The following is a 23,185-nucleotide window of genomic DNA, read 5'->3' as shown; positions in this document are numbered from 1 at the left end:
CGTTCGAGATCGCGAACACGGTCCTCGAGCTTGCGAAGCTCCGAGGCACCGACCACCGGCTCGTTCTTGCCCACCGCCATCGCGCCTCCTTCGGCCATCAGACGCCGCCAGCGGAACAGCAGGTTCGGGGCGACGCCGTTGCGCCTGGCCACGGCCGAGACGGACTCGCCGGGTGCCAGGCTCTCTTCGACAATGCGCAGCTTCTCCTGCGCCGGCCAATAGCGGCGTCCGGCAACGCCGGTGATCACCTCAATGCGGGTGGGTCTGTCGTTGGGCATAAGCATGTCCCCAAGCACAGGCTTGAGCCTTCCATGGTCATGCCAGGCTGTCCGGTCGAAATGGGGGGCAGTTCACGATGACATCCGAGCTTCCCGAGCGCTCCCACGTGCCTTCCTCGTAGTCGACGCGCACGATCACGTTGAACTTGGTGGCTTCGTCGGGCGTCTCGGATGGCCCCAGCTCGCTCTCGGCGTCGGGGACGGCCTTCATGAGGAAGAGCTCGATCTTGCGGGCACAATCACTAAGGCCCGGAATAAATACTGCGTTGAGCTTCCAAGCATCCACTTTGGATCCGCTTTTCATGACGGACGCTCCATCCAAGGCGTTCCCGGCCAAGAACGCGAGGAGACGGGTTCGTCGGGAGGCTGACAAAGGGTTTCGCGCCACCCACGGCGCCGCAGTTTAATCGGAACAGCTCCTGCGTCTTACTCTCCATACGTGCGGAAGCGCGCACACGCCGTGGAACTGGTTACCGACGGCGCTGCCGGCAATCCCGAAACATGCCGGTAGGCCACTATTCTTGCAGGAAATCTGCTCAGACTATTCTTGCGCCTCGCGCAATGTTGTCTTACATTGACCCCATGACAAAGGAAATCAATTCCGCCTTTTCTCCGCGCCGCCTGGTACTGGCCGCCGGTCTTGCTGCCCTTTACATGGCGTTGTGGGCCAGCATTGCCTTTGCGGAGACCCGCATCGCGTCGTGGAACCTGAAACGCTTCGGTGACGGGGACCGCGACGTGGCGGCCATCGCGAAGGTGATCAGCCATTTCGACGTCATCGGGCTGCAGGAAATCATGAACGAGGATGCGCTCACCGAGCTTGTCGAGACAGTGCAGTCTCATACCGGCGGAGAGTGGGGCGTCATGGCTTCTCATGCGATTGGCCGGGGAAGCTACAAGGAGCACTACGGGTTCCTGTGGCGGAAATCCCGGGTGGAGTTCGTCGATAGTGCCATCGTGTACCTCGATCACAGCGATGTCTTCGCACGCGAGCCCCTGAGCGCGCGGTTCCGGGAACTCGAGGGAGGCGCCACGTTCATCCTGGCAAACATCCACGTCCTCTACGGGGACGACAAGTCGGACCGGACACCCGAGATCAAGGCTCTGGGCGAGTATTGGGAGTGGTTGGGAGAAACGTTCCCTGGGGAGCAGTTCTTCCTGATGGGCGACTTCAACATGCAGCCCGACGACACGTCGTTCTCCCACTTGGCGGCCTACGCGGCGCCCGCCGTCACCAAGGGGGCCACCACGCTGTCGACCGGGGAGGGCCGGTACGTCAACCTCTACGACAACATCTGGAGGCCGCGCGGAATGTCCGCCCGGCTAAGAGCCGGCATCTTCTATTTCCCGGAATACCTGGAACTCACTATCCGGTACTCTCGCGAGAAGATCTCGGACCACGCCCCGGTCTACCTAGTGGTCTCGGATCTTGACGAGGGGATCGGGCATTTCAACCCGTCGCATGGGGCAGCGTTCCGTAAGGGAAATGCGGCGCTCATGGTTCGGGGGAACAGCAGTTCGCGCATTTATCATCTGCCGGGATGCCCGAATTACCCGGACATGGCCCGCTCGCGAAACCTCCGGGAATTCTCCACGGCCTCATCAGCCCGGGAAGCCGGATACCGTCAAGCCTACAATTGCCAGTGATTGCAGCGATCTGAGTAGTAAAAACGGCAGCCCCATAAGATGATGACCTATTTTGTCAGCGCTCTTCCAACAGAGGTCGCCGAGACCGCTCATTTCACGAAATGTGCGGGGCAGAGGCTCTCGCGGATGCGCAGCGATATCGAGAAGATACAGCTTCAGTTAGCCGGCAAGGGCCACGTCACTCCTCACCGGATAGTATGCTATTGTTACTTACAACGGCCTTCGACACCAGCTCTGCCAGGCATCGATGCATTTCGCGGGGCTTTAAGCTCAGATCATTGCGCTTCGCCTAGAAAACGCGCAGTCCACGCTCCTGAAGGACGACAGTTCAACGGCAAATCCAGCCTGCGCGCAATCTACGAGGAGGCCTACGCCAAGCGGGGCAAACAGTTCGGTGCCCCTGCCCGCACGGCCCTCCGGAAGGCTGCCGTGCTGGCCGGCTCAGATCGCTGAGCCGAACGCCACCTTGGGCTCCTCGCGCATCGCGTAGGCGATCTTCAACATGCGCCTCTGAACGAGGCCCATATGCTCCCAGACCGAGGTGTAGCTCTCTGGGATCATCATCTGGAGCGGCACGCCCATCATGTTGACCACTGGGTGGCCGAACCGCGTGTCCTTCAGGTTCGAGGTCGCGAACGGGTCCTTGAACCGGGGGAGTTTCTCCCACATGCGCGCCTTCGTGGCGAAGCGGTCGAACCAGAAGACGTTGCGCAGGTCGCACTCGGTGATCTTGCAGCGCTCGAAGTTGCATTCGTAGAGCTTGCTCATCACGAGGTCGCATCTGAACAGCGTCACGCCTTCGAACCGGCACATTCTGAAAAGCGCGCCCTGGCTGACCGCGCGGTCGGAGCGGTGATGGAAGCTGGTTTGACGGATGGTCACGTTCCGGAACGTGACCATCCTGCAGGTTCGACCGCTTCAGATCCTCGAAATCCAGGACGCAATCCTCGAAAACGAGTCCATGCAGGGTGACCTGCTCGCGAATGGCACTCGAAAAATCGTAGTCGCGCAGGTGGGTACCGGCCTTTTGGCGCAAGTCGAGAAAGATGTCGTTCCAGGTCGGAAGCTTCCCGGTCGGCGGGTTTGGGGTGACCCGAAGCTTGATGTTGCCCTCGCGATCCTTGATCTCTATGTCATCGTTTGACATGAAAGCCTCCTTCCTGAGAGGTTAGCCGTGGGGCTTACGAAGTCGTTACCCGTGGTTTCAGGCACCTGTCGGGCAGACGCAGTGGAGACACGCATGAACGAAGCAGCCGCACTTCCGGACCGGTTCAAAACCGAGGGTACTCCCACCGACGCGAAGATCACGATCACCGACAACAGAACCGGACGGACCACCCACGTGGGACTCAGCCACTACGGCGCAGTGGCAAAGAGTTTGGGCGACCTTTTCGATGGAGCGTCTGCAGAGGCCGCGAACGCTCTCAAAGCCCCCGAGAAGAGCGAACCGAAGGCAGCGAAGTCTGGAGAGCAAGAGGTGCCGGAGGCCAGGCAGCCCACAGACGACACGGGTGCACGCAAAACTCAGCTAATCTCGGAGGCCGAGGCGTTGTTCTCGAGCGAACCTGCTGCAGATGCGATCCCCGCGGTAGAGGAAGCTCCCGCGGTCGCGGCCGAGAAGCCGACTCCCAAGAAACGCGGCCGTCCGCGGAAGGCGCAGACGGCTTCCCAGCCAGAAGCCCCTCCTGCTGTCGAGGAGAACAACCCGGCCGCCCCGGTCGAGGCTGTGAAGCAACCCGAGCAGGCCGAGGCGCCGAAGCCCCGGCGTGGACGTCCTCCGAAGAAAGTTGCTGACGAGAAGCCATTAGCGAAGGAAGCCAAGAAGGCGCCTGCGGCGAAGAAGCCCAGAACGGTCAAGAGCAAGGCGGCCAAGCCGAAGAAGGCGGCTCCGAATAAGGCCTTCAAGGTTATCGATGGGATGGGTTTCCAGATGGTCCCGCGCAACGACAGCAAGACCGAATTCTACGACATTGTCGCGACGTCCGGGGATCACCTGGGAACGGTGTTCCGGCACGAAGAGACCGGGCGGTATTACGTCTCTCCGAATGACACGGGCTTGCTCGAGGCGTCGGATCACGCCACCCTGCCTGCCGCCAAGGCGCGGATCTTCGTTCTAGCTATGAAGGCCAAGTGATCAGAATTCGCTCCCGAAATACAGCTCCTCCGCCACGGGGGGAGCGAACAACCCGGTGATCCAGTCGGCGTTCGCCAGGAAGACCGGGTTCTCGGATACGGCCTTGATATCGTCCAGCGTCGTGGGGCGGGCCTCCACGATGCGGGGGATTTCCCGTTCCTTGACCTAGCCCGCTGCAAGCTCTTCGGTCAGGGTGTCGCAGATCGCGGTGAACGCTTCCTTCAGCGCATCGGGCCGCCGGTCTCTCTGCCTCTCGGACAGCGGCATGTATTCCGGCGCGTCGACCGGCGGCGCAAGCTCGTACCAGGCCCACGCGAGCCGGAGACCCGCGTCCCGCGAAAGCAGCAGTCGCCGTCCCGCCGGCGTTACCTTGAGCGCCCCGAAGGGGTCGCCCTGGAAGGCCAGGTGCCCGGTACCCCACCATCTGGCGGATGAGCGATTAACCGACTTTCTTGGATAGCGACCGCCCCGACCCGTAGCATTCGAGGCTCCGTGTCTCGCAGCTGTCCGCCTGCCCGGGACCAGGGGAGAGGACCCGGGACAGCGTACTGGTCCCGTACCGCTCGCTCGTCTCGTGGATTGCCTTGAAGATCAGTTCGGCCTGCTTGCGGGCATCCTGCGTGAGCGGCGGCTTGCGGCAATGGTTGCACTTCCCGCAGGGCGGCGAGTTGGTTTCACCGAAATACGCGAGGAGCGGGCTCATCCGGCAGCCAGGCGTTTCCACCAAGGCTGTGACGCTCTCGATCTTCTGTCGCTGCTTGCCCAGCGCCTTCTGGGTGACCAGCATGATCGCGTCGGACGGCTTTCCGTCGCGGCCGGCGCGGCCGATTTCCTGGTAGTAGCCTTCCAGCGTGGCCGGCGGATCGAGATGGGCGACGAAGCGGACGTCGCCGCGGTCAATGCCCATGCGGAAGGCAATGGTCGCCACCACGATGATTTCTTCCTCCTCGAGAAATCTCTCCTGTGCGCGGGACCGGTCGTCCTGGCTCATCCCGGCATTGTAGCCCACCGCGTTCCCCCCTGCCCGCGTGAGCTTCAAGACGGTCGCATCCACATCCCGGCAGCTCCCGCAGTAGACGATCCCGCAGCCATGGTTCTTTTTGCGCGGGAAATCCTGAAGCTCGGCGAAGGCATTTCCCTCGACATGCTGGATCTCCACCGAGAGGTTTTCCCGACTGAAGCTCGACTGGACGGGGACCGCTTCCTCCATGTCGAGGGATTTCAGAATGTCTGCCTGCGTGACGGGGTCAGCCGTGGCGGGCAGCGCCATCTTCGGGATGCCCCAAAAAAAAATCTGAAATTACGGCCCCGATCTCACGGTACGAGGACCTGAAGTCATGCCCCCACTGGGAGACGCAGTGCGCCTCGTCTCCCGGAAGCGCGGCAGCGTCAGGCTTTCGGGCGCGACGTAGAGGAATTTTAGAGTTCTATTCGAGGCCGCGGAAGATTTCACACTTCTGTGCCGGCTGCCCGCTCGAAAGGTATTCCGCCGCCACACCTTTCCGCTGGAGGGCATCTACCTGGTCCTTCATCAAGCGCCACCAACGGTGAGACCACGACTGTGACGCCCGGCAAAGCAAGGCCCGGAACCTGGAAACACAGGGATTCCCCCCCCTGTCGGCATCAGGAAGAAGGCATCCTTCCTTTCAATCGCGGCAGAGACGGCATCCTTCTAGTTCAGCCGAAAGGACTCGCAACCGAACACGTCCCTCAGCACCTGATGTGCCGCGAAATCGAACGGTCTTACCGCATCCTTCATATTTAAGGGCATCTGAAATCCTTCTTCCTACTCCCCTCGCTTCGCTACGCAAGACACCGCTTCCTACAATAAGTTATCTCAAGATGGAATAAAAGGTGAACACGCGCTTTTGCCCTTGGCGCGCGCGTCCTGAACTGAAAAACTCTAAAATGGGGGGCCGATCATTCCTGCATTCCTTGACGATACCTCCTAAAAAGCGAAGTATGGGCCATCGCAGTCACTCACTCCCAACCGAACGGAGTAACCAAACCATGGCCCCCCAAGAAAAAACGGACTGGTTTCGCATAGTCGAAGCTTTCGCTGCCAAGGACTCCTCCACTGCCGAAGACGTGATCCAGCTCGTGGCCGGCATCAAGAACGTCCTCGAGGGTCAGACCACGCCCGCGGCGCAGGCACCGGCCGCCCCGGCGGCCCAAGCCTATCCCCCGGAACAGACTTCCACTCCCGACGACCAAGCGCGCGCCTCCGAAATCCTGGAGCAGGCGACTTCCGCCTTTGCCGAGCCCCCCCACAAGAAGACTGGTCGCTCGCGCAAATACGCTCAGCAGGAGCAACCGGAGCTGGACGACAAGTCCAAGGCACCCGCCATGGATGCCACCGCCGATGAAGGTGATCTCGGCCGCACCGAGCCGGAAGAGCAGCCTGTCCCGAAAGCGAACAAGGAGCCTGCGGTGAAGATCGAAGACGCCGTTCAGGACAACGAGGTCTTCTGCCTGGAATGCGGCCGCGGCATGAAGATGCTGAAGCGCCACATTCGCGAGATCCACGGATTCAGCGTCGAGCAGTACAAGCAGCGCTGGGGCCTGCCGGACGATTTCCCAATCGCCGCGCCCAAGTTTTCGGAATCGAAATCTAAGTTCGCCAAGAACATCGGCTTCGGCCGGAAGGACTCCCCCATCGCGCCGAAGCGCCGCGGTCGGAAGCCGAAGAACAAGGCGGCCTGATCCGCCTCGCATCTGGGGTAAACCACGACCATCTCAGGACCCGCGCCCGCCGAAGTGCGGGTCCTCTGGCGAGAACGACCGGTCGGCGATGTTCAACCTCGGGCTCGCTTACCTCACCGGTGACGGCGTGCCGCGGAACTTGGAGGAAGGGCACGCCTTGTGCTCCAGTCCGCGGATATGGGCTACGTGCCCTCCCAGTACCTGCTCGGGAAGCTCTACCTCGAGCCGTGGCATCACATGCAACCCGACGATGGCGTACGTGTGGTTCAACATTGCGGCCTCGAGTGAAGAGGGATACCGCGAGGCGGCCTGGGCGAGCGCAATGCGCGACTGGGTGACCTCGTATCTCGAGCCCGCTGACGTGAAGGCCGGGCAGAAGTGGTAGACCGAATGGCTGGCGGCTTCCGAGGCGTCGTCCTGAGATGCCATGGCCAGCACTACCTCTCGGGGCGCTCGCATTCGCGGCCAGCGCCCCGCTCATGGCCTCCGCCGACGGCGCGGAGCGTCTTTATGAGTTCATCTCCCAGGCAAAGCCCCTGGTGCAGTCCTGCAGCAGGGATGCACGGCCATCGATCTGACCCTCGAGAACCTCGCTGGACTGGAATTCCCCGATACGGGAAAGTTCGTTCTCGTGAACATCGCGGCCGGCAAACTTGTGGCCTACGAGAAGGGCATTCCAGTCCTCGAGATGGACACCATCGTCGGGTAAGACACTCACCCCACCCCCAGCTACGATACCGAGCTGACATCCATTCGCTTGAACCCGACGTGGACGGTGCCGTGGTCGATTATCGAGGAAGAGGATTGGCTGGGTCGGCTGAAGACGGAGCCCGAGTTCTTCACGCGCAACAAGTTTGAAATCCGCGATTCGGAGGGCGACTTGTTGACCATTGAAGAAGCGGCGGAGAACCCCAAGAAGGTTCGCCGGTTTATCCAGATGCCCGGGCGGTACAACGCCCTTGGGGAGTTCCGCTTCGACATCGGCAGCTCGCGAGCGATCTACCTGCACGACACGCGCAACCGCGAAAACTTCTACGACGGCAGCCCCATCACACTGTCGCACGGGTGCGTCCGCCTGGAGAAACCGCTGGAGTTTGCGGCCTTGGCTGCTCGACCGGAAGCCCGACGAGGTCACCGAAATGGGTCGCTACGGCGAGACCCGCGATGTCGCGCTGCCCCGAAGAGGTGCCGATCATCATGGACTACTTCACCGCCTGGCCCACGGCCGAGGGCGAGATCGTGGTCTACGACGATGTCTATGGCCGGGAAGCCGCGGCGACCTGCGAGCCCGAAGAAGCGGTCGACCTGGATGTTCCGGCACCGGAGACCCCGGCGCCATGAGAACGATCCGGAAGATTTTCAGAATCTTCGGGGTGGCCGCCGATGCCTTTGAGGCGTCCTTCGCCGCGGGGGTCGCTTTCGTGTCACTCAATCTGGCGGTCTACACTCGGGCCATGGCCCGGGAGGGGTGGCGCCAGCTCGCCTTCCCGGTCGCCGACTGGGCCGATTACGAGGCCGTGCTTCTTTGGCTCCAGGCCACCTTCTTCGCGGGGAACGGTATGCTCATCCTGAAAGCGTGGGGAACGGCCACTTTGGCGGGCATGTTCGCAGCAATCACCGTGACCGCGGGATACGACGCTTTCGCACGGCTGCGCGCCCGGCTCGGGTGAGCTCCAACGAAATCGGCCGGTGCCTCCCCCATGCTGCAACGGGAGGCACCGGCCGTTGGAGAAGGTGACCATGAGAAGGTGAAACCTCAAAGCCAGGTAGTAGTTCCGAGAGACCGTTGGGTATTCGAAGCGGGCGGGTCGTGGCGCGCTTCCCGTCGGCTGGTGCTTCCCCCATGCCGACGGGAAGCACCAGCCTTCGTGGAGACACTCGGGATCGGCCCCTCATGTAGGGGGCAAACACCTCGGTGGCGAAGTTGTTCCTGCCTTTCGAAGGGCACTTGGAATCGGCGCACTTTCGAAAACATCAGTGCCATACTGAAAGGGGGCCGACGCGGGGCGTTGCGTCGGCCCCCAATGGATCATCGAAAGCATCTACCTCAGATGTTGAGCACCGTCATTTGGACGAACCGGTTCCCTCCGAAGGTTCCGATCCCTCCATTTCGCCGGAAGCCTTTTCGGCGGTACCTGCCGTGACGCGCTGGGGCTCACCATCCGGCTCGTAGAAGACGATCTGCGTTTCATTCTGCAGCCGTTTCGACAGGTCGGCGTAGGCCTCTTGCCGGAGGTGCTGCTCGATCTGCGGGCGGACGTCTTCAAGAGGCGGGATCTCCGTCTCAGCGTTCTCTTTGATCTTGTCGTATGTCTGCTGGACGCGGTCATCACTGACTGCGTTGCCGGTTTCCCGTTCGAGGAAGACGCGCACCATTGCCATGTCCTGCGTCATGCCCTCGTTGTCGGACTGCGCCTTAGCGACGTCTTCGTCGTCCTGCAGGTTCTCTTCTGTGCGGCTTGCAGCAAGAGCTCCTGCATGATGGCTTGCTCGACCGCCATGCTCAGGATGACCTCAGGCGGCTGCGCGCGAACGTAGTCCGGGAAAGCGGCAGCCATCGCGGCGACATCGCCTTGCGTGATCTCGGTATCACCGACCGTCGCGACCCGTGCGTCCGCGTTGAACTGCTGTTCGCCAGCATTCGCGTTCTCAGTCGTCGCGGCGTTTTCTGTATCCGCGGCAGCGTTGCTGCCAGTTTGTCCAGAGTGATTGTCGGCCCACCCCGCTGTCGCGGTCAGCACAATCGCGGTGGTGGCGAAGAGCTTCGTTGTAGCGAGCATCATTCGTCTCCTTCGTGCTGTGATGGGCGCCCAACGGTCCTTCCCTCCCTGGGGTTCCGGCTAACGGGGCATCAAACGAAGAGGTCCAAGTCGATCTCAGCGGCTTCCTTGCCGGCGATCTCGAAGGCCCGGAGTTCCGCCACGCGCTCATCGATCTCCTGGATGCGGCGGATGAAGTCGGCTCTCAGATCACGCAGCATCGCAGCGCATTCTTCCCGCAGTTCCGGGTTCTCGACATTCTCAAGCTCCCTCTCGGCAATCGCGATGGTTTGCACTTCCCTGCCGTCATAATCGTCATCCAGCCTCAGGACATACTGCTCACGGAGCGCCAGGAGGTGATCCTCGCCGACCAGGTGAGCGGGAGCATGGAGCGCCAGCAGCCGGCCGGCAAAATCTTTCAGCCGCGGGTCCTTGAGCTTAGCGATCTGGATCGCCCGCTTTTCCCATTCTGGCTCCTCGGCAATGATGCGGCAGAGGTTTCGGTCCTCGTTCGCGGTGAACCCGTTGTAGAGCTCCGCCTCACGCGAGACCTTCCTGCCGCTGAACTTCGCCCGGGCATCAGACTCCATGAGTGCGGTGACCTCCTCGAACTTCGCCACGACGTCCGGACGACGGATGTACTCGGCCCGCCGTTCGCAGCCAGCGAAATTGGAGCGGCATTCCAGCTCCTCGAGACGTGCCTTCAAAACGGGATCATGTCGACTGAACACCAGCGGGCAGGCGTTGTGCTTCGCGATCCGGAAGGGGCTGTCCCCGCGGTAGAGGTTGTCCGCGATCTCCCTCGCCGACATGTGCATCCACTCGCGGGGGTGAACAGACAGGTCAACGCCCAGGGTCTTGTAGCCCGAGTGCCCGACCTTCGCCATCGGCGCCAGGGGCGTCACTTCGGGCATCCCGAAATGCGAGAACTCGAACACGAAGTTGGAGCCGGCCATATTTTCTCCGAGCAGTTTGGACACGTGGCGCTTGTCGGAGAGGTCAACGAACTGGAGGAAGATCTTCTGCGCGCCTGTGACGAACATCACCAGGAGGTCCTTGGTCATGTGCGTGTCGGCCTCGGCGTCGTGCGCGTTGTCGCTCACCATGCCGTTCGCGACCATGACGTCAGAAAGCCGCCAGCTGATCGAGCCATCCGCCTTCTTGCCGGGCAGAACGATGCCCGGCCGCACGAAATGAAGGTACTGGAAGGCGGGATAGAGATCGAGGCGACGGCCGTTCTTGCCGGTCGTCAGGTAGGTGTCCTGGAGATTCCGGAACAGAAAGTAGCGCAACATCTTCTCGTCGTACGAAAGGATATTGTATCCGAAGATCAGGGCCTTCCGAACGCGATCTGCAGCCGAGCGACGGCCGACGAGTGCGGCGATCTGGCACGCGGCTTCGAACTCCGTCACCCGGTCAGGTGTCTGGAGATCGCCTGGCCGGAGGCCCGTGACTTCGAGCGCCTTCGGTCCAGGTACCGCGTAGGGGTTTCGCGAAATCTTGAGGTTGATCGAGTTGACGACCTCGAGATCTCGGTTCAGCTTGAGGAATATGCCAGTGTGTGTCAACTAGTACCCGCAATGCTGTTTCATGCGGGTTAAACCGAAGGTACGAAGGCAGCGGATGAGAAGCCAGTTCAAGACCACCGGTCAGTTTACGGTCCAACGAAAGCGCGGCAAGAGCATCCAAGAAGGGTTCCAGTCCTTCGACCAAAACAGCGTCTTCGACACGACCGAGCCCACCCAGGCGCACCTTCTCGCTCACGTCGTACGGGGCGGGGACGAACCCGTCGTCCGGATACGCTCCGATGCGTTCGGAAATTCCAGTGGTGAGCATGTCGTCAAGTTCCGCAGCGAGGAAGCCGCGAAAAAGACGAAGGTGGACGAAAACGTCTATTCCAGCTTTGCGATCAAACCCGCCCGGCATGGCGAGGTCCCGAAACTCGGGGATCAGCTCAATCCAGGCGACTTGATTGAATTGCAGGCCGTTTTGGTCGATCCGCTGGGTACCGATACCCTTTATCCGTGGACATTCCGGGCCATCGCTCCCTTCGAAAAAACGCCGTCCCTTTTGCCGCTGCCGGAAGTGCTCTGCACTGTCCTGCACTCGACGAGCAAAAAGGACGAAACCAAAAAAGATTACCGCATCGCGATTGCCTCCCCCGCTGAGGCCGAGGAAATCACCGACGTGCTGGCCGACCTGGCGCGGTTGAAGAAGTTCCTCGGCTACAAGATGGGCCCCTGTAACGGGTTCATTATCCGGGGTCCCCATGCATCGGGGAAGAAGAAGCTTCACGGCGCAGCCTGCTACCGCACCCTGCAGGACGACGAGAACCGCCTTACCGATGAGGCCGTCATTCTGAACTTGCTGAAAATGAAAAGCCAGGTTTTTGCGCCGTACATGTCGGCCGACAATCCCTGGGAGATCATTCCCCTCCACATCGTCAATGTGAGCACCAGCGAAGGCCACCGGATGGTGTCTCTGGCAAAGCGGTACTCGTATATGGCGCAGCAGGACGGCGCGCCGCAGGGACCCGAGTTCGGGCACGCGAACGTGGTGCTCGACTACTCGCGGAATTACGAGCGACCGATCTGCACGCACTTCAATGTCTGCCGGCAGAAGCCCATTCGCATTGAGACGGGTCTGCCGACCCGCGCCCGCCCGAAGAAGATCAAGACCACCGAGGAAGCCATGCAGTCGAAGGCCACGGCACTCTTCAGTTAACGGGCCGGAAAACAGTCACTGCCATCTCCACCGCAAAGGTTGAGCTCATGGCGGACAACAACAAGCGACCGATCATCGTCAAGAAGGTCATCGACGATGGCCACCACGGGCACCATGGCGGTGCCTGGAAGGTGGCCTACCCCGACTTCGTGACCGCCATGATGGCCTTCTTCCTGCTGCTGTGGATCCTCGCCTCGTTGGAGGAGGAGGAGCTGAACGGTCTCGCGGACTAATTCACCCCAACGATCAGCACGGCCGACGGCCCCGGGGGCAACGGACCTCTGGATGGCGACACCATCGGTCCCCCGGGGACACTGAATTTCTCGAACTCGCCGATGAGCGCGGTGGCCATGCCGCAGTTCGGGCAGCAGGACCCGATGGGGGCGTCCTCCGCCGGTGAAGCTGAAGCCGTGGTCGAGTACGAGGAGCGCCCCGAGCCTTCTGAGGAGGCGCGGCAGCTGCAGGGCGAGCTTCAGGAAGCGCTGAAGAAGAAGGACGGCCAGAGCTTCGCGGAGCTCGAGGAGCAGATCGTCCAGGCGATGAACGAGGTCCCCGACCTGAAACCCCTCATCCCGCACGTCATCTTCGACCAGACCGAAGAGGGGCTGCGGGTCCAGATCATCGATCAGGAAGGCCAGTCGATGTTCGACAGCGGCAGCGCCGTGGTGGGTGAACGCACGAAAGCGCTCCTCCGGCTGATCGGCGAGGCGATCTCGAAGCTGCCGAACGATGTGCTGATCTCCGGTCATACCGATGCCGTGCCCTTCGGGAACGAGCGCCAGGAGACTGGCTACGGCAACTGGGAGCTCTCGGCCGACCGGGCGAACGCGACCCGCCGTGTCTTCATCAACTCTGGCATCACCGCCGAACGCGTCGTCCGGGTCTCCGGTCTGGCCGACACCGATCCCTTCGATGCGGAGGACCCGAGGTCGCCGACAAACCGGCGCATCAGTGTTGTCCTGGGGTACAGCAAGGCTCCTTCCCCCGACGAAATCGACGCCGCCCTCAATGGCGAAGCCAAGGAAGACGATGCGCACCCGGAAGCGGCACCTCGCCCCCACAACGAGGCCGCGCCGCGGGGACACGGCAAGTCCGGACCCGAGACCATCGATCTCGAGGGGCTACGGCAACTGGCGGAGTGCCTCTTTCAGGAAAACCAAACTGCGGAACCGCGGACCAGATCCTGCTGCCGGGTGGTGCCCGTTTTGCTGAAAATTCGGGGCAACTGTGTCCTTACGGAGTTTACTGCAATTCCACGGCGCCGAGCGTGTCCTGAAAGAGTGGCTCCATGGAGCAGCGACTCAACCAAATCTGCTTCTCCGAAGCCTAGGGTCAGGACTCATAGCCAATAGATGACGGTCGCAGCGAGCGCGATTGCCGAGAGGAAGACTTTCGGACACCGATCATAGCGGGTAGCAACCCGGCGCCAGTCCTTGATGCGGCCGAACATGATCTCGATGCGATGGCGGCGCGGTATCGGCGCTTGTCGTATCTGATCGGGGCCGTGCGCGACTTGCGCGGCGGAATGCAGACGCGAATTTCGCTGTCTGACAAAGCGTTACGGAGCCAGTCGGCATCGTAGCCGCGGTCGGCGATCAGCCAGTTCGCCTGCGGCAACTGGCTCTTTAGCGCGAGCGCGCCTTTGTAGTCGCTGACCTAGCCGGCGGTCAGCAAGAGGCGGACGGGGCGGCCCTGCCGGTCGATCACGGCATGCAGCTTGGTGTTCATGCCGCCCTTGGTCCTGCCGATCAGGCGGCCACGCCCCCCTTTTGAAGGCTCAGGCTTGAGGCCGTGCGGTGTGCCTTCAGATATGTCGCGTCGATCATGATGGTCCGGTAATCGGCCTGCTCGGCGGCGAGCCCTTCCATGATCCGGGCGAACACACCCATGCGGCTCCACCTGATCCAGCGGTTGTAGAGTGTCTTATGCGGGCCGTATTCACGCGGGGCATCACGTCAGCGCAAGCCGTTGCGATTGATGAAAATAATCCCGCTCAGAACACGCTTGTCATCGACCCGCGGTTTGCCATGCGACTTTGGAAAGTAGGGCCGCAGCCGTTCCATCTGCGCGTCGCTCAGCCAGAAAAAGATCGCTCATCGTCAGCCTCCTTCGAGCGGAGGCTGAATCACGCAAAGCCGTGCTGATCAATGGGTCCTGAGCCTAGGCGACCTTGAAGCAACGGCCGAACTCCAACCGGAACCGTCCGAGCGTGTAATCCACCGCGTGGATGGCGTCGAAACCATGTTGGCTTCCGATCACGGCGCGGCGCTCGAACACTAGGCCCTCTGCTGACTCCGGTGAAACGGCCGTTTCACACCATCGCCATGGTAGTTCCCCGCACATTCTGCCGTCGGTGAAACGGTCGTTTCACGCCTTGACTACGTGCTTCCTCGGTCCTGGCGTCAGCCATGATACGGCCGTTTCATGCGCTTTTCCTGTGGTGGCCGCGTCACAAAATTTCCGAATGTTGGCTATCGGAAGGGCAAACCGCGAATTTCCTTGATTTTGGCCTGAGAACTTTGCCACCGATGGCAGAAAGGGCGTCCAGACCCAAAATTGAGCAGCACCAGAGGACAAGATCATGAAAGCCAGAGGCGGTCCGGTAGGGCAAATGCCGAGTTTCTTTCGACGTCTACAGGCGATGCTGAAGAGCATCGACAGCGTCATGAGACGCGACGACACGGTCAACCGACGGGTGGAGAGATTGTTCTCTCGAACCGAGATTGCCCACCTGCTGAACATCAAGCCCGAAACGCTGGATCGCCACTTGAAGGACGACCCGGACTTTCCGGCCGGCACGAAAGGCGGGCGAGAACGTCGTTTCAGCATCGAAGAACTCATGAAAATTCGAGCGCTGCTTTCGAGCACACCCCGTGCGCGGAAGAACCACCTCCTCTGGAGGGCCCCGGACGATCCGTCTCCGATCCCGGTTGTCTGCTTTAGCAGCCTGAAAGGCGGGTCGGGGAAATCGATCACTGCGTCTCACTTCGCACAGTATCTCAGCCTGCACTACGGAATGCGGGTTGGGATCATGGACACTGACCCGCAAGCGACGGCGACGGTATATTATTCCAACCAACAACTGGAAGCTTTCGACCGCACAGAGCACACCATCGCCAGCTTTATGGGGGTCGGCGATCAGAACCCCGAGGCTCCGACGGTCGTTTCAGCGGACGAGCTCGACACCCTGTGGCAGGAGACGCCGTGGCCGGGCATTCGCATCATCCCCGGCGGCTCGGACATCTTCCTGGGCGATCTAAACCTCTACAATATGCAGCGGAAGGGACAGCCTCGCCTCGAGTTTTTGCTCAAGGACGCCATCGAGCGCTGGAGCACCAAGTTCTGTCCAAAGACGCGGCCGGCCGACATGAGAAAGCGTGACGGCCGTTTCAACGACGAGCGATTCAAGGACGCCTTGAACGAAACGGTCGACATCATCGTCATTGACCAACAGCCGGCGCTTACGCTCATTCAGATGAACGGCATCATGGCCGCGTCGAACCTGGCCGTCGTCATCGGAGCTCGGGGCTTCGATCTCAATTCCCTGAGCACGTATGTAGACAGCGTCAACAGCGTGATCGAAGCGCACATGGATGCCGACCCGAACCTCGAGATCGGACCAGGGAACCACACCGTCATTGTCACGAACGTTGACGACGCGAACAGCACCGACCGTGAGCAGTTCGCTGAACTGTTCGAGCGGGCTCCTCTCGACATCCTTCCAGTCTACGCCATCCACAGCGTGGCGGTCCCGAATGCCGCGAAAGAGTACAAGAGTAACTACGAGTGGATACCGGACAGCTCGAGCAAGAAGCGGGCCCAAGAGCGCTTCCTCAAGTACTGCAACGCAGTGAATGACGCGCTTTTCAGGACAATCTTCCCGGATGAAGAAGGCAGAAACTACCAGGAGATCGTCGAAGCCGACCTCTACGAGGACGAGCCGGCGGACGCCCAGGAGCAGGCAGCATGACCAAGAAGCTGAGCATGAGAAAGCCGACCGTGCAGCGTGAAACGGCCGTTTCATCGGCTCCTGAAGAGCCGCGGCCGACCGCAGCCGAAATCCTGCATATGGACACGTCGGACGTGACCCGCGCGCCTTCGAGCCCGCATCAGCAATCACGCTTCAACGCGGTACGGGCCCGTACGATTCAGCAGATTTTCGCACGGCAACTGGTCGTTGAGGTCCCCGTCGAACTCATCGAAGATGCAGTCGGCTCCGACCGTTCGGACAAATGGCGCGACCACGAAGACCTCAAGTCGCTGATGCGAAACATCGAGCAGGAGGGCCAGAAAACTCCGGTCGATTTGCGGGTGCTGGACGAAGACTGGGTGCCGTCTGGCCGGGATCTTCAGGACATCGACGAAGCTGACAACGTCCGCTTCGCCGTCCAGGCAGGGCGCCGCCGCATTGAGGCATGCCGCCTGCTCGGGATTAAGGTCAAAGCCTTCCTTTCCCACGGTGATCCGTATGCGGACCTGAGGGTACGGTTTTTCGAGAACACGCAGCGAAAAGACCTGTCGGCGCTCGACTACTACCGTTCAATCGGACAGCTGGCTGCTGAAATGCGTCGCCGCACCCCGGAGATCACGAACATCCAAATCGGCGAGCAGCTCGGGGTAAACCGCACCTACGTCACAATTGGGGAGCGGGCCGAACGACATGCCAAGACCGTAGCGGAGATGTATCCCGAAGATGGCGGGCATTCACTGACACATGAAGCTCTTCGCAACATCCTCGCCGAGCTTGAGAAGCCTCAGCCCTTAGCGGAGGGAAGCCCGGAGAGCGGTGAAACGGCCGTTTCATCACCCTCCTCCAGAAACCCGCAAACGGACGAATTCGAGATCGGTCGCCAGCAGGAGGCGCGCCCGACATCACCCACCGCTCACACAGGATCCAGGCGAACGCCTCCTACGCGCACCGTACGTTTCACCGGCTACACCTGCAAATTGGAGACCATCAGGTCTGGAGCGAACATCACCCTCCGCGGTGGGGCTGTAAGACCGGAAACCATGGACCGCATCGCGGAGGCCATCGAACAGATCATGCGGGAAGACGGCAACGATTGACCCGACCTTCTCCATCACGTGCTTAAAGGGCCTTCGGGCCCTTTTTCTTTTGCCGACGTCGTTTCAGGGCATGCCGCCGAAGCTAGGTACGCAGCGACGTGTTTTGACAGCGCGATGGGAAGGTTTCGTGGCAAACGAGCACTCGGCCTCGCCTTACCCCCTGTTTTTGGCCCCCTGATGAAAAGGGGGGAAGGGGTCGAGTCCACCTGCCCGTCTCAGCCTTTCAAAGCGGGCGCATCGACCTGAGCACCCTCCAAGTGCGCCGCGATCTCCTCGCCATCGAAAATGGACAGCAGGTCGGCTGCCGACGGATTCGAATGCGGCTTAACACCCCGCTCCCGAAAACCGCCTGCCTCATGTGCAGCAGTTTCAGACGCAGCCCCTTCATCGGCTTCTCCCACCGTCCTGCTACTCGAGGACGAAGACACGCGTGAAACGGCCGTTTCATGGAGAAACTGCTTCAGCTGCCTCAAACCATCCACGCAGCCTGGATGGACGGAGAGCTCGTCCTCCGCGCTGCCGCCGTACTGAAGCGAATGACCACAAAACACGCAGCTTTCTCGGGGCGGATCACACCCAAGGTCGAGCCAGAACTCCGAAGCACTTTTCGATGAAACGACCGTTTCATCAGTGAAGGATGCTTTCGCAGTAAGGAGCACCTCGGTCACCCGGTTAAGAACATCATCGCACCGAGAGAAGACCAGGGGCCAGGCAAACCCTCTGTGGGTGCGCTCCACCTCAAAGCCGTCAAACAATTGCTGTTCAAGGCTGCGGCGAACTGCGCTCCAGAATGCCCGCCTCAGCGGCTCGCCCCTTCGCACAATGGAAGACGCGTCGCACAGGATTTTCGACCGCTCATGTTCCGGTATCGCGGCCCAGACGGCGTCTGAAACAAATGCAGCTGCATGCGGTTTAACGCTATCCTTACAGTGGCCCTCTAAATAAGAACAGTCTCGCACACGATGAAGGATAGAAGGGCAATGCAAAGGGTACGAAGGCGCCCCTGGCCTACGCGGACATCCGCATAGCAGGGGACGGTGCCGTTCTCATCGCGGTCGATTACGCCCACCTGACGTCCAAGCGTCCGGGCGTGTCGCTCAACACGCTCGCCATGGCGCTCTCCGTTCTTGGGCTCTTCGACCGCCTCGCCGATCTGGTTGATCCGGCCGCTGACCCTCTCGGGCTTTCCCCGAGCCGGAAAGCCCTGCCGCTGCGTGTCGCGAGGCGACACGCAAAGCGCCCACCTGACGGCAAGGTGGAGCACCCGACGTCACTCGGCTCCGGCGATGCCGATGACGAGCCGAAGGGGTGGTGATGGCCGCCCGCCGCTGACCGCCTCACCAATGTTGTCGAGCCAGCTCGCCTACAGGAACTCAATGTGTTCCCGTGCCTTCGTTGCGAGGCGAGGCATCCCTGCACGGGTTAGGTCCAACAGGAAGTCCGAGACATCCATAGGAGGTCTTTTCAGCCTGGTTCTGAGGGTGCGTAATGCGCCAGTGGCTTCCATCGGGAACAACTCGAATACATCGGCCAAGAACACGTCCGGGTCCACGGTAATGATGTCGAACTCCTCAAGCACGTCCTCGGGAAAGTCCCTATGGTTCTTCGTGACGATCACCTGAGCCGAAGACTTAATACCCGCCGCCAGAACGTGGCGGTCGTCCGGGTCTGGCAGTTGTAACCCGGGGATCAACGGCTTGTATCCGGTAACGAAGCATTCCTCGAAGACAGTGTTAATGATCTCCAACTGATCCGTAACGCTCTCTACGGTATCCGGCATGTCCTTGATCACGTTCCGCGACCATTCATTCATTATCTCGTCAGTGAAACGGGCCCTAAAGATGCCCTGTATGGCAAATTCGAGTAGGACGTCCCGCATCCTGTATGGATACAGGACGCAAGCGTCGAGGACTGCGACGAATGGGTTCGCTATGTGCCTCAAGGGTTAGCTTCCTTTTGCCTCCGCCTCCTGTCCCATCTGAACGAGCTGCGCCATTGCGTCTTGCTGCGCTCGGCTGCGCCGTTCCCGATAGTTCATCAGGTCAGTCGTTTTAATACGCCGGTGAGAGCCGACGGTTTCGCATGCGATTTCGCCCCGCTTGATTAGCTTGATCAGGAAAGGACGAGAAACGTTCAGCATGTCGGCGGCTTGCTGGGTCGTCAGCATCGCTCCGGTGGGCACAAGGGTGACCATCTCACCGTTGCTGATGTGACCCAGCAGCTCGATAAACTGACGTCCAATTGACGGCGCGATTGTGACCGGGCTGCCATCTTGTCCGTTAATGACGATACCTCCATCCATCTCCATCGCAATCGCAAGTGCGGTCGCGGCTTCAGCCGCGTTCCGAATTTCTTCGTTTGTTGGCAACCTCTTCTCAAGTGTCTGTTGCATGGGGCCCTCCGTCTCTCTTGAATCTTGGCTCTGCCGTCGTGCGATTTCGGTCTGAGGACGCGTTGTCCGCGCTTCTCGTATGGTCCCTATGTAACACTCCGAACAATCGAAACAAGAGAAATTATCGAAGCAAACGAATCACGGACGGCCAACTGTCGCGTATGTACCGGCTGGGCACATCAGATCATGAAGTTCAACAGGCCGGGCGCCGCCGCGAGGACCTTGAAGCTTCAGCCTGGCTGGAAGACGAGACCCTGGCGCCGTTCCATCACCTCCGCGATGATCGGGCTGAGCCGCTCTCGGAAGGCCTCGAACGAAGTGTTGTGGATGTCGACGCTCGGCACGTCGTCGCGGTAGACGAACTGTCGGCAATCGTTCGCGAAGCTGTGCCCGGTGCGATGCAGTCGAACCAGGACGGTGTTCTCCGCCCCGAAGTGCCGGATCAGGTGCTCGACCTCGTAATCCATCCCGAGATCGGTGTTCACCACGACCTCCGAATCCAGGGACTTCACGCTGTCGACGAGCAGGCGGGCAACGATGTCGTAGCCCCGCCCCATCCGCATCCGTTCGGACTTGTCGATGTAGAACTCCCGCGGCGTCATGTTCCGGGATTCGGGCAGCACCGCATCCTTCAGCTCCTCGTAGGCATGCGGCCCCACATCGAGGCCCAGCTCCGCGTGCCCGGCCTCCTTGATGGGCGTCGTGAACTTCACGAACGATGCCGAGGCCTCGCCATCGAGGAGTTCACGACAAATCTCGCCTGCCGTGTCCTTCCCTGCGCGAGGGGGGCCGTTGAACATGATCAGCTGCTGCATTCCGGGGTTCCGCGTATCCATGCCTCGCCCAGTACATGCGCCCGGTTACGCATGAGTTTAGGCGCCCCGCCGTCGATCACTCATTCTCGTCATCGTCGACGATGAACTGCGCGAGCAGCTGCGTAGTGATGTCATCCGAGTTGGGCGCTGACGACGCATCCTCGGCTCCCTCATCATCTTCATCGTCGTCCGCACCGTTTTCGTCCTCCTCGATGCCCAGCCCGTCGAGTTCGTCGAACAGGGAACCGGCAGCGCGCGTGACGTTGTCGTCGATGTCGGAAGTCATGATGTCCTCGGGCTTCGGCATGTCGTCATCGTCCATCAGCTCGCTTGGATCGAGGGCATCGATTATCTGCTTCTCGACCTGGTCGCGCGACGTGTCTGAATCGTAGTCCACGGCTGCGAGCGCGCTCATCACGTCGTCGGTTGCAACGAAGCCGCCCGCCATGTCGATCTCGCGTTCCTCGTGATCCTCGTCGGCGCCGATCAGGACCTGGTGCGAGATACCACGCTTGATCGGGTTCCCGCGCGGCTTCTCGGGCGCTTTCGGGGCGTCGGTGGCATCTGCCTCGGCGCCAGCCGCCTTGTCACCTTCTGCCGTGCCGGGTGCCGGGGTGTTGGCGGCTAGGATCCGGTTGTGGAAATCCTGCAGGGCTTCCGACTGCTCGTGGATGATCGCGGCAACAGCGCAGGCCCCGGCATCGGCGGGCTTGTTGCGCTCCTTGATCATGTAGTCGAACTCCTTCACCGCGCTGGCGATGCGGTCCTTGCTGAGGCGGGCTTCCTTTATCGATGCTTCGGCGGATTCCCGGTTCTTCTGGATGAACTCGTCCGACATCATCTTCGCGGCAATTTCAGGAAGTCTGCGCGCGCGCTCTAGGTCCTCGTGATCGGGCTTCGGCACCTTGATGAAGTGGTTCGCACGCAGCTTGAGTTTCTTGTTGTCGACCGCGCCCTCGGGGTTCGCGTAGAACGACTTCGCGCGGACGACCTTGTCCTGGAACATGACGTGCATCATGCCCTCGGTCTGGGCTTTCAGCTCGGTCCAGTTGACGCGGTCTGTCGCCTCGATGCGCGCATCCATCTGGTCCGAGTACCCGACACCAAGCTCGCCGGCCTTGCCCTGGAACCCGCCCGTCTGGGCCTTGAGACCCTTGCCGCCGGCCTCCACTGCGAGCTTGCCCGTGGTCTCGGCTTCCTCCGAGCGCATGAAGATCTTCGTGTTCGTGTTCGCGATGATGGACGCCGCCTCCTTTTCGTTGAGACGCTTCATCGCCGGAATGTCCCGGGACGCGTAGACCATTGTGAAGCCCAGGGATCGCGCCTGGGCGGCCATCAGGGCCATCCCTTCCACCGTGTAGTAGCCCACCTCGTCGAGCACGCAGATGAACGGTGACGGCGAGTTTGTCGGCCGGTTCTCCACGACCTGGGCCCAGTTGCCCTCGAGCGAAGACCCCAGCGTGGCGCCCATCATGCCCTTCAGCGTTGCGACCACGATCTTGCCGAGGTTCGCGATCTCGTCGCCAGACTTCTCGAGAGCCGGCAGCATAATCACGAGAATGCGCCGGTTGAGGACGACGTCGAACATGTCGACCTCGCCGCTCGGCGTATGGAAGATGTGCCCGTAGACGTCCGCGAGGCTGCCGAGAATCTTCGTAAACTGCATCTCAAGGTAGCCGTGCTGATCGAGCGTCGTCTGAGCCTGCTTGTAGCCCTTCTCCGGCTGGAAGCCCGGCAGCGAGGTCAGGTACGACTTAATCGTCTTCCGGATCGGCTGCGGCATGTCGCGGTACTGCTCGACATCGGCCAGGTCGACGATCTTTCTCAGCGACATGAACTCCCGGATCTCCCCGACGTTCAGGTCAACATGCCCCTCATCACGGAGCCAGGAGAGCGCGCGCATGACACCGGTGAGCATTGCCGTTGCGCGGCCCTTCCACATCGCACCGTCGCCGCCGGCATCGTCCATGAGAGAGACGACCATCTGGGTCAGCGAGTCAGACGAGCCCGTGGAGAACGGGTTCAGCGTGTTCGACATGATCTTGCCGCCCATCGCGCCGAGGTCCTGGTTGCCGGTCATGAAGTTCAGGACGAGAAGGTCGTCCTCGCGGCCGAAGCGCCGGGCGAGGGCATAGACCTTGGCAAAGAGCGCGACGTCGCCCTTACCGTCGCAGAACAGGAAACCCGACCCCCACATCAGGGCGTTCGCGGCAAAGAAGAGTAGCGACTCTATTTTACCCGCCAAGGTTGTGCCGACGACGAGGAAGTGCTGGCGGGCGTCATCATTGGTCAGCCAGACCTCCTTGCCGGTTTTCATCTCGTTTCCGAGAAAGAAGATGCCTTTGGCGCTGGTGGGCTTCCCGTTGCCGGGGTGCGGCTGGTGCGGATCCAGGAACTCGCTCTGGATCGGCATCTTGATCGGCGCGTTCTCCTCGCGCTTCATGCCCCACCGATAGAAGCCCAGCGATGCGAGGAAGACAAACTCTGAAATTGCCGGCATCGCGATTGCAAGCGCACCCAGCATGAGGAGCAGGGTGAGCATGTTGTTCGGGACCGTGATCCAGTCGACGAACTTCTTGAAAGAGCTCCTGGTGTCTCGGAACAGAAACTCCTCATTGAGTTCCTGATCTTGTGTCAGACCCCTTGTCTTCTTCTCTTTCATGCGC

General features: G+C 61.0%; 28 protein-coding genes and 1 pseudogene. 14 read left to right on the top strand and 15 right to left on the bottom strand.

Annotated elements, in window-relative coordinates; genetic code table 11:
* Together ACXYMW_RS15850 and ACXYMW_RS15845 are read right to left on the bottom strand one after the other, a co-directional pair.
* Window positions 1-278, bottom strand: a 278-nt coding sequence (locus tag ACXYMW_RS15850) for a transposase (RefSeq protein WP_459036300.1), incomplete at its 3' end; no start/stop codon positions are given.
* A 37-nt stretch (window positions 279-315) separates the two neighbouring features.
* Entirely contained in the window at window positions 316-582 is a 267-nt protein-coding gene (locus tag ACXYMW_RS15845) for a hypothetical protein (protein WP_459036298.1), read from the bottom strand.
* Window positions 583-860: 278 nt separating this feature from the next.
* Between ACXYMW_RS15845 and ACXYMW_RS15840 the strand changes: the two genes are divergently transcribed.
* The gene (locus ACXYMW_RS15840; protein ID WP_459036297.1) at window positions 861-1,925 is read left to right on the top strand and encodes an endonuclease/exonuclease/phosphatase family protein; all 1,065 of its coding nucleotides are present in this window, start codon (window positions 861-863) and stop codon (window positions 1,923-1,925) included.
* Between the two features lie 441 nt (window positions 1,926-2,366).
* Here the strand turns inward: ACXYMW_RS15840 and ACXYMW_RS15835 are convergent, their stop codons facing one another.
* Entirely contained in the window at window positions 2,367-2,807 is a 441-nt protein-coding gene (locus tag ACXYMW_RS15835; RefSeq protein ID WP_459036296.1) for a pentapeptide repeat-containing protein, read from the bottom strand.
* A gap of 10 nt (window positions 2,808-2,817) precedes the next feature.
* Between ACXYMW_RS15835 and ACXYMW_RS15830 the strand changes: the two genes are divergently transcribed.
* Complete coding sequence (locus ACXYMW_RS15830) at window positions 2,818-3,069, top strand: hypothetical protein (RefSeq protein WP_459036295.1); 252 nt, start codon at window positions 2,818-2,820, stop codon at window positions 3,067-3,069.
* A 96-nt stretch (window positions 3,070-3,165) separates the two neighbouring features.
* Complete coding sequence (locus ACXYMW_RS15825; protein WP_459036294.1) at window positions 3,166-4,059, top strand: hypothetical protein; 894 nt, start codon at window positions 3,166-3,168, stop codon at window positions 4,057-4,059.
* Here ACXYMW_RS15825 and ACXYMW_RS15820 read toward each other — a convergent pair whose 3' ends face one another.
* Both ACXYMW_RS15820 and ACXYMW_RS15815 read right to left on the bottom strand, forming a co-directional pair.
* Window positions 4,060-4,197, bottom strand: a complete 138-nt coding sequence (locus tag ACXYMW_RS15820) for a hypothetical protein (RefSeq protein WP_459036293.1) — start codon at window positions 4,195-4,197, stop codon at window positions 4,060-4,062.
* A gap of 301 nt (window positions 4,198-4,498) precedes the next feature.
* Window positions 4,499-5,329: a helicase-related protein gene (locus ACXYMW_RS15815; protein ID WP_459036292.1), complete on the bottom strand. Its 831-nt coding sequence runs from the start codon at window positions 5,327-5,329 to the stop codon at window positions 4,499-4,501.
* Between the two features lie 740 nt (window positions 5,330-6,069).
* Between ACXYMW_RS15815 and ACXYMW_RS15810 the strand changes: the two genes are divergently transcribed.
* The 5 genes and pseudogenes from ACXYMW_RS15810 (at window position 6,070) to ACXYMW_RS15790 (ending at window position 8,432) form a co-directional block, all read left to right on the top strand.
* Window positions 6,070-6,762 (top strand): MucR family transcriptional regulator, encoded by a 693-nt coding sequence (locus ACXYMW_RS15810; protein WP_459036291.1) that lies wholly within the window; start codon window positions 6,070-6,072, stop codon window positions 6,760-6,762.
* A 259-nt stretch (window positions 6,763-7,021) separates the two neighbouring features.
* On the top strand, window positions 7,022-7,147 hold the full coding sequence (locus ACXYMW_RS15805; RefSeq protein WP_459036290.1) for a hypothetical protein: 126 nt from the start codon (window positions 7,022-7,024) through the stop codon (window positions 7,145-7,147).
* Between the two features lie 390 nt (window positions 7,148-7,537).
* Window positions 7,538-7,807, top strand: a pseudogene (locus ACXYMW_RS15800) (hypothetical protein); the annotation flags it as partial.
* A gap of 119 nt (window positions 7,808-7,926) precedes the next feature.
* Entirely contained in the window at window positions 7,927-8,103 is a 177-nt protein-coding gene (locus ACXYMW_RS15795) for a hypothetical protein (RefSeq protein ID WP_459036302.1), read from the top strand.
* Window positions 8,100-8,432, top strand: a complete 333-nt coding sequence (locus tag ACXYMW_RS15790) for a hypothetical protein (protein WP_459036301.1) — start codon at window positions 8,100-8,102, stop codon at window positions 8,430-8,432. Before ACXYMW_RS15795 ends, ACXYMW_RS15790 begins: the two co-directional genes overlap by 4 nt.
* A 394-nt stretch (window positions 8,433-8,826) precedes the next feature.
* Here ACXYMW_RS15790 and ACXYMW_RS15785 read toward each other — a convergent pair whose 3' ends face one another.
* From ACXYMW_RS15785 to ACXYMW_RS15775, 3 genes are all read right to left on the bottom strand, one after another.
* Window positions 8,827-9,156, bottom strand: a complete 330-nt coding sequence (locus ACXYMW_RS15785; protein WP_459036289.1) for a hypothetical protein — start codon at window positions 9,154-9,156, stop codon at window positions 8,827-8,829.
* Complete coding sequence (locus ACXYMW_RS15780; RefSeq protein WP_459036288.1) at window positions 9,153-9,542, bottom strand: hypothetical protein; 390 nt, start codon at window positions 9,540-9,542, stop codon at window positions 9,153-9,155. The genes ACXYMW_RS15785 and ACXYMW_RS15780 overlap by 4 nt, the downstream gene beginning before the upstream one ends.
* A 71-nt stretch (window positions 9,543-9,613) precedes the next feature.
* Entirely contained in the window at window positions 9,614-11,089 is a 1,476-nt protein-coding gene (locus ACXYMW_RS15775; protein WP_459036287.1) for a hypothetical protein, read from the bottom strand.
* A 55-nt stretch (window positions 11,090-11,144) separates the two neighbouring features.
* Here ACXYMW_RS15775 and ACXYMW_RS15770 point away from each other — a divergent pair, with 55 nt between their 5' ends.
* The 3 genes from ACXYMW_RS15770 (at window position 11,145) to ACXYMW_RS15760 (ending at window position 13,597) form a co-directional block, all read left to right on the top strand.
* The gene (locus ACXYMW_RS15770; protein ID WP_459036286.1) at window positions 11,145-12,245 is read left to right on the top strand and encodes a hypothetical protein; all 1,101 of its coding nucleotides are present in this window, start codon (window positions 11,145-11,147) and stop codon (window positions 12,243-12,245) included.
* Between the two features lie 47 nt (window positions 12,246-12,292).
* Complete coding sequence (locus tag ACXYMW_RS15765) at window positions 12,293-12,478, top strand: flagellar motor protein MotB (protein WP_459036285.1); 186 nt, start codon at window positions 12,293-12,295, stop codon at window positions 12,476-12,478.
* Between the two features lie 102 nt (window positions 12,479-12,580).
* Window positions 12,581-13,597, top strand: coding sequence for an OmpA family protein (locus tag ACXYMW_RS15760; protein ID WP_459036284.1), 1,017 nt, complete (start codon window positions 12,581-12,583; stop codon window positions 13,595-13,597).
* On the opposite strand, the gene ACXYMW_RS15755 is transcribed toward ACXYMW_RS15760, so the two are convergent.
* Both ACXYMW_RS15755 and ACXYMW_RS15750 read right to left on the bottom strand, forming a co-directional pair.
* A complete protein-coding gene (locus ACXYMW_RS15755; RefSeq protein ID WP_459036299.1) occupies window positions 13,585-13,776 on the bottom strand; it encodes a transposase in 192 nt (63 codons plus the stop codon). The genes ACXYMW_RS15760 and ACXYMW_RS15755 overlap by 13 nt on opposite strands.
* Before the next feature lie 217 nt (window positions 13,777-13,993).
* Window positions 13,994-14,134, bottom strand: a complete 141-nt coding sequence (locus ACXYMW_RS15750) for a hypothetical protein (RefSeq protein WP_459036283.1) — start codon at window positions 14,132-14,134, stop codon at window positions 13,994-13,996.
* A gap of 752 nt (window positions 14,135-14,886) precedes the next feature.
* Between ACXYMW_RS15750 and ACXYMW_RS15745 the strand changes: the two genes are divergently transcribed.
* On the top strand, window positions 14,887-16,215 hold the full coding sequence (locus ACXYMW_RS15745; RefSeq protein ID WP_459036282.1) for a ParA family protein: 1,329 nt from the start codon (window positions 14,887-14,889) through the stop codon (window positions 16,213-16,215).
* Complete coding sequence (locus tag ACXYMW_RS15740) at window positions 16,212-17,312, top strand: ParB/RepB/Spo0J family partition protein (protein WP_459036281.1); 1,101 nt, start codon at window positions 16,212-16,214, stop codon at window positions 17,310-17,312. Before ACXYMW_RS15745 ends, ACXYMW_RS15740 begins: the two co-directional genes overlap by 4 nt.
* Before the next feature lie 215 nt (window positions 17,313-17,527).
* On the opposite strand, the gene ACXYMW_RS15735 is transcribed toward ACXYMW_RS15740, so the two are convergent.
* Window positions 17,528-17,980, bottom strand: a complete 453-nt coding sequence (locus ACXYMW_RS15735; protein WP_459036280.1) for a hypothetical protein — start codon at window positions 17,978-17,980, stop codon at window positions 17,528-17,530.
* 422 nt (window positions 17,981-18,402) lie between these two features.
* Between ACXYMW_RS15735 and ACXYMW_RS15730 the strand changes: the two genes are divergently transcribed.
* Window positions 18,403-18,627, top strand: a complete 225-nt coding sequence (locus tag ACXYMW_RS15730; RefSeq protein ID WP_459036279.1) for a hypothetical protein — start codon at window positions 18,403-18,405, stop codon at window positions 18,625-18,627.
* 48 nt (window positions 18,628-18,675) lie between these two features.
* Here the strand turns inward: ACXYMW_RS15730 and ACXYMW_RS15725 are convergent, their stop codons facing one another.
* The 4 genes from ACXYMW_RS15725 to ACXYMW_RS15710 all read right to left on the bottom strand — a co-directional run bounded on the left by ACXYMW_RS15725 (window position 18,676) and on the right by ACXYMW_RS15710 (window position 23,181).
* Window positions 18,676-19,254, bottom strand: coding sequence for a PIN domain-containing protein (locus ACXYMW_RS15725; RefSeq protein WP_459036278.1), 579 nt, complete (start codon window positions 19,252-19,254; stop codon window positions 18,676-18,678).
* Window positions 19,255-19,257: 3 nt separating this feature from the next.
* Window positions 19,258-19,704 carry a helix-turn-helix domain-containing protein gene (locus ACXYMW_RS15720; RefSeq protein ID WP_459036277.1) on the bottom strand — a complete coding sequence of 149 codons (447 nt, stop codon included), beginning with the start codon at window positions 19,702-19,704 and terminating at the stop codon, window positions 19,258-19,260.
* 230 nt (window positions 19,705-19,934) lie between these two features.
* The gene (locus ACXYMW_RS15715; RefSeq protein ID WP_459036276.1) at window positions 19,935-20,417 is read right to left on the bottom strand and encodes a hypothetical protein; all 483 of its coding nucleotides are present in this window, start codon (window positions 20,415-20,417) and stop codon (window positions 19,935-19,937) included.
* Between the two features lie 178 nt (window positions 20,418-20,595).
* Window positions 20,596-23,181, bottom strand: a complete 2,586-nt coding sequence (locus tag ACXYMW_RS15710) for a TraM recognition domain-containing protein (protein ID WP_459036275.1) — start codon at window positions 23,179-23,181, stop codon at window positions 20,596-20,598.
* Window positions 23,182-23,185: the final 4 nt, after the last annotated feature.

It is taken from the genome of Roseivivax sp. CAU 1761, assembly GCF_054482755.1.
This window is presented reverse-complemented; position numbering and strand designations above follow the sequence as displayed.

Excerpts from the sequence above, each read along its gene's own strand:
- ACXYMW_RS15845 (WP_459036298.1), bottom strand. The coding sequence starts at position 582 with ATGAAAAGCGGATCCAAAGTGGATGCTTGGAAGCTCAACGCAGTATTT.
- ACXYMW_RS15840 (WP_459036297.1), top strand. The coding sequence starts at position 861 with ATGACAAAGGAAATCAATTCCGCCTTTTCTCCGCGCCGCCTGGTACTG.
- ACXYMW_RS15825 (WP_459036294.1), top strand. The coding sequence starts at position 3,166 with ATGAACGAAGCAGCCGCACTTCCGGACCGGTTCAAAACCGAGGGTACT.
- ACXYMW_RS15815 (WP_459036292.1), bottom strand. The coding sequence starts at position 5,329 with ATGGCGCTGCCCGCCACGGCTGACCCCGTCACGCAGGCAGACATTCTG.
- ACXYMW_RS15810 (WP_459036291.1), top strand. The coding sequence starts at position 6,070 with ATGGCCCCCCAAGAAAAAACGGACTGGTTTCGCATAGTCGAAGCTTTC.
- ACXYMW_RS15795 (WP_459036302.1), top strand. The coding sequence starts at position 7,927 with ATGTCGCGCTGCCCCGAAGAGGTGCCGATCATCATGGACTACTTCACC.
- ACXYMW_RS15790 (WP_459036301.1), top strand. The coding sequence starts at position 8,100 with ATGAGAACGATCCGGAAGATTTTCAGAATCTTCGGGGTGGCCGCCGAT.
- ACXYMW_RS15785 (WP_459036289.1), bottom strand. The coding sequence starts at position 9,156 with ATGACGCAGGACATGGCAATGGTGCGCGTCTTCCTCGAACGGGAAACC.
- ACXYMW_RS15780 (WP_459036288.1), bottom strand. The coding sequence starts at position 9,542 with ATGCTCGCTACAACGAAGCTCTTCGCCACCACCGCGATTGTGCTGACC.
- ACXYMW_RS15770 (WP_459036286.1), top strand. The coding sequence starts at position 11,145 with ATGAGAAGCCAGTTCAAGACCACCGGTCAGTTTACGGTCCAACGAAAG.
- ACXYMW_RS15765 (WP_459036285.1), top strand. The coding sequence starts at position 12,293 with ATGGCGGACAACAACAAGCGACCGATCATCGTCAAGAAGGTCATCGAC.
- ACXYMW_RS15760 (WP_459036284.1), top strand. The coding sequence starts at position 12,581 with ATGAGCGCGGTGGCCATGCCGCAGTTCGGGCAGCAGGACCCGATGGGG.
- ACXYMW_RS15750 (WP_459036283.1), bottom strand. The coding sequence starts at position 14,134 with ATGGGTGTGTTCGCCCGGATCATGGAAGGGCTCGCCGCCGAGCAGGCC.
- ACXYMW_RS15745 (WP_459036282.1), top strand. The coding sequence starts at position 14,887 with ATGCTGAAGAGCATCGACAGCGTCATGAGACGCGACGACACGGTCAAC.
- ACXYMW_RS15740 (WP_459036281.1), top strand. The coding sequence starts at position 16,212 with ATGACCAAGAAGCTGAGCATGAGAAAGCCGACCGTGCAGCGTGAAACG.
- ACXYMW_RS15720 (WP_459036277.1), bottom strand. The coding sequence starts at position 19,704 with ATGCAACAGACACTTGAGAAGAGGTTGCCAACAAACGAAGAAATTCGG.
- ACXYMW_RS15710 (WP_459036275.1), bottom strand. The coding sequence starts at position 23,181 with ATGAAAGAGAAGAAGACAAGGGGTCTGACACAAGATCAGGAACTCAAT.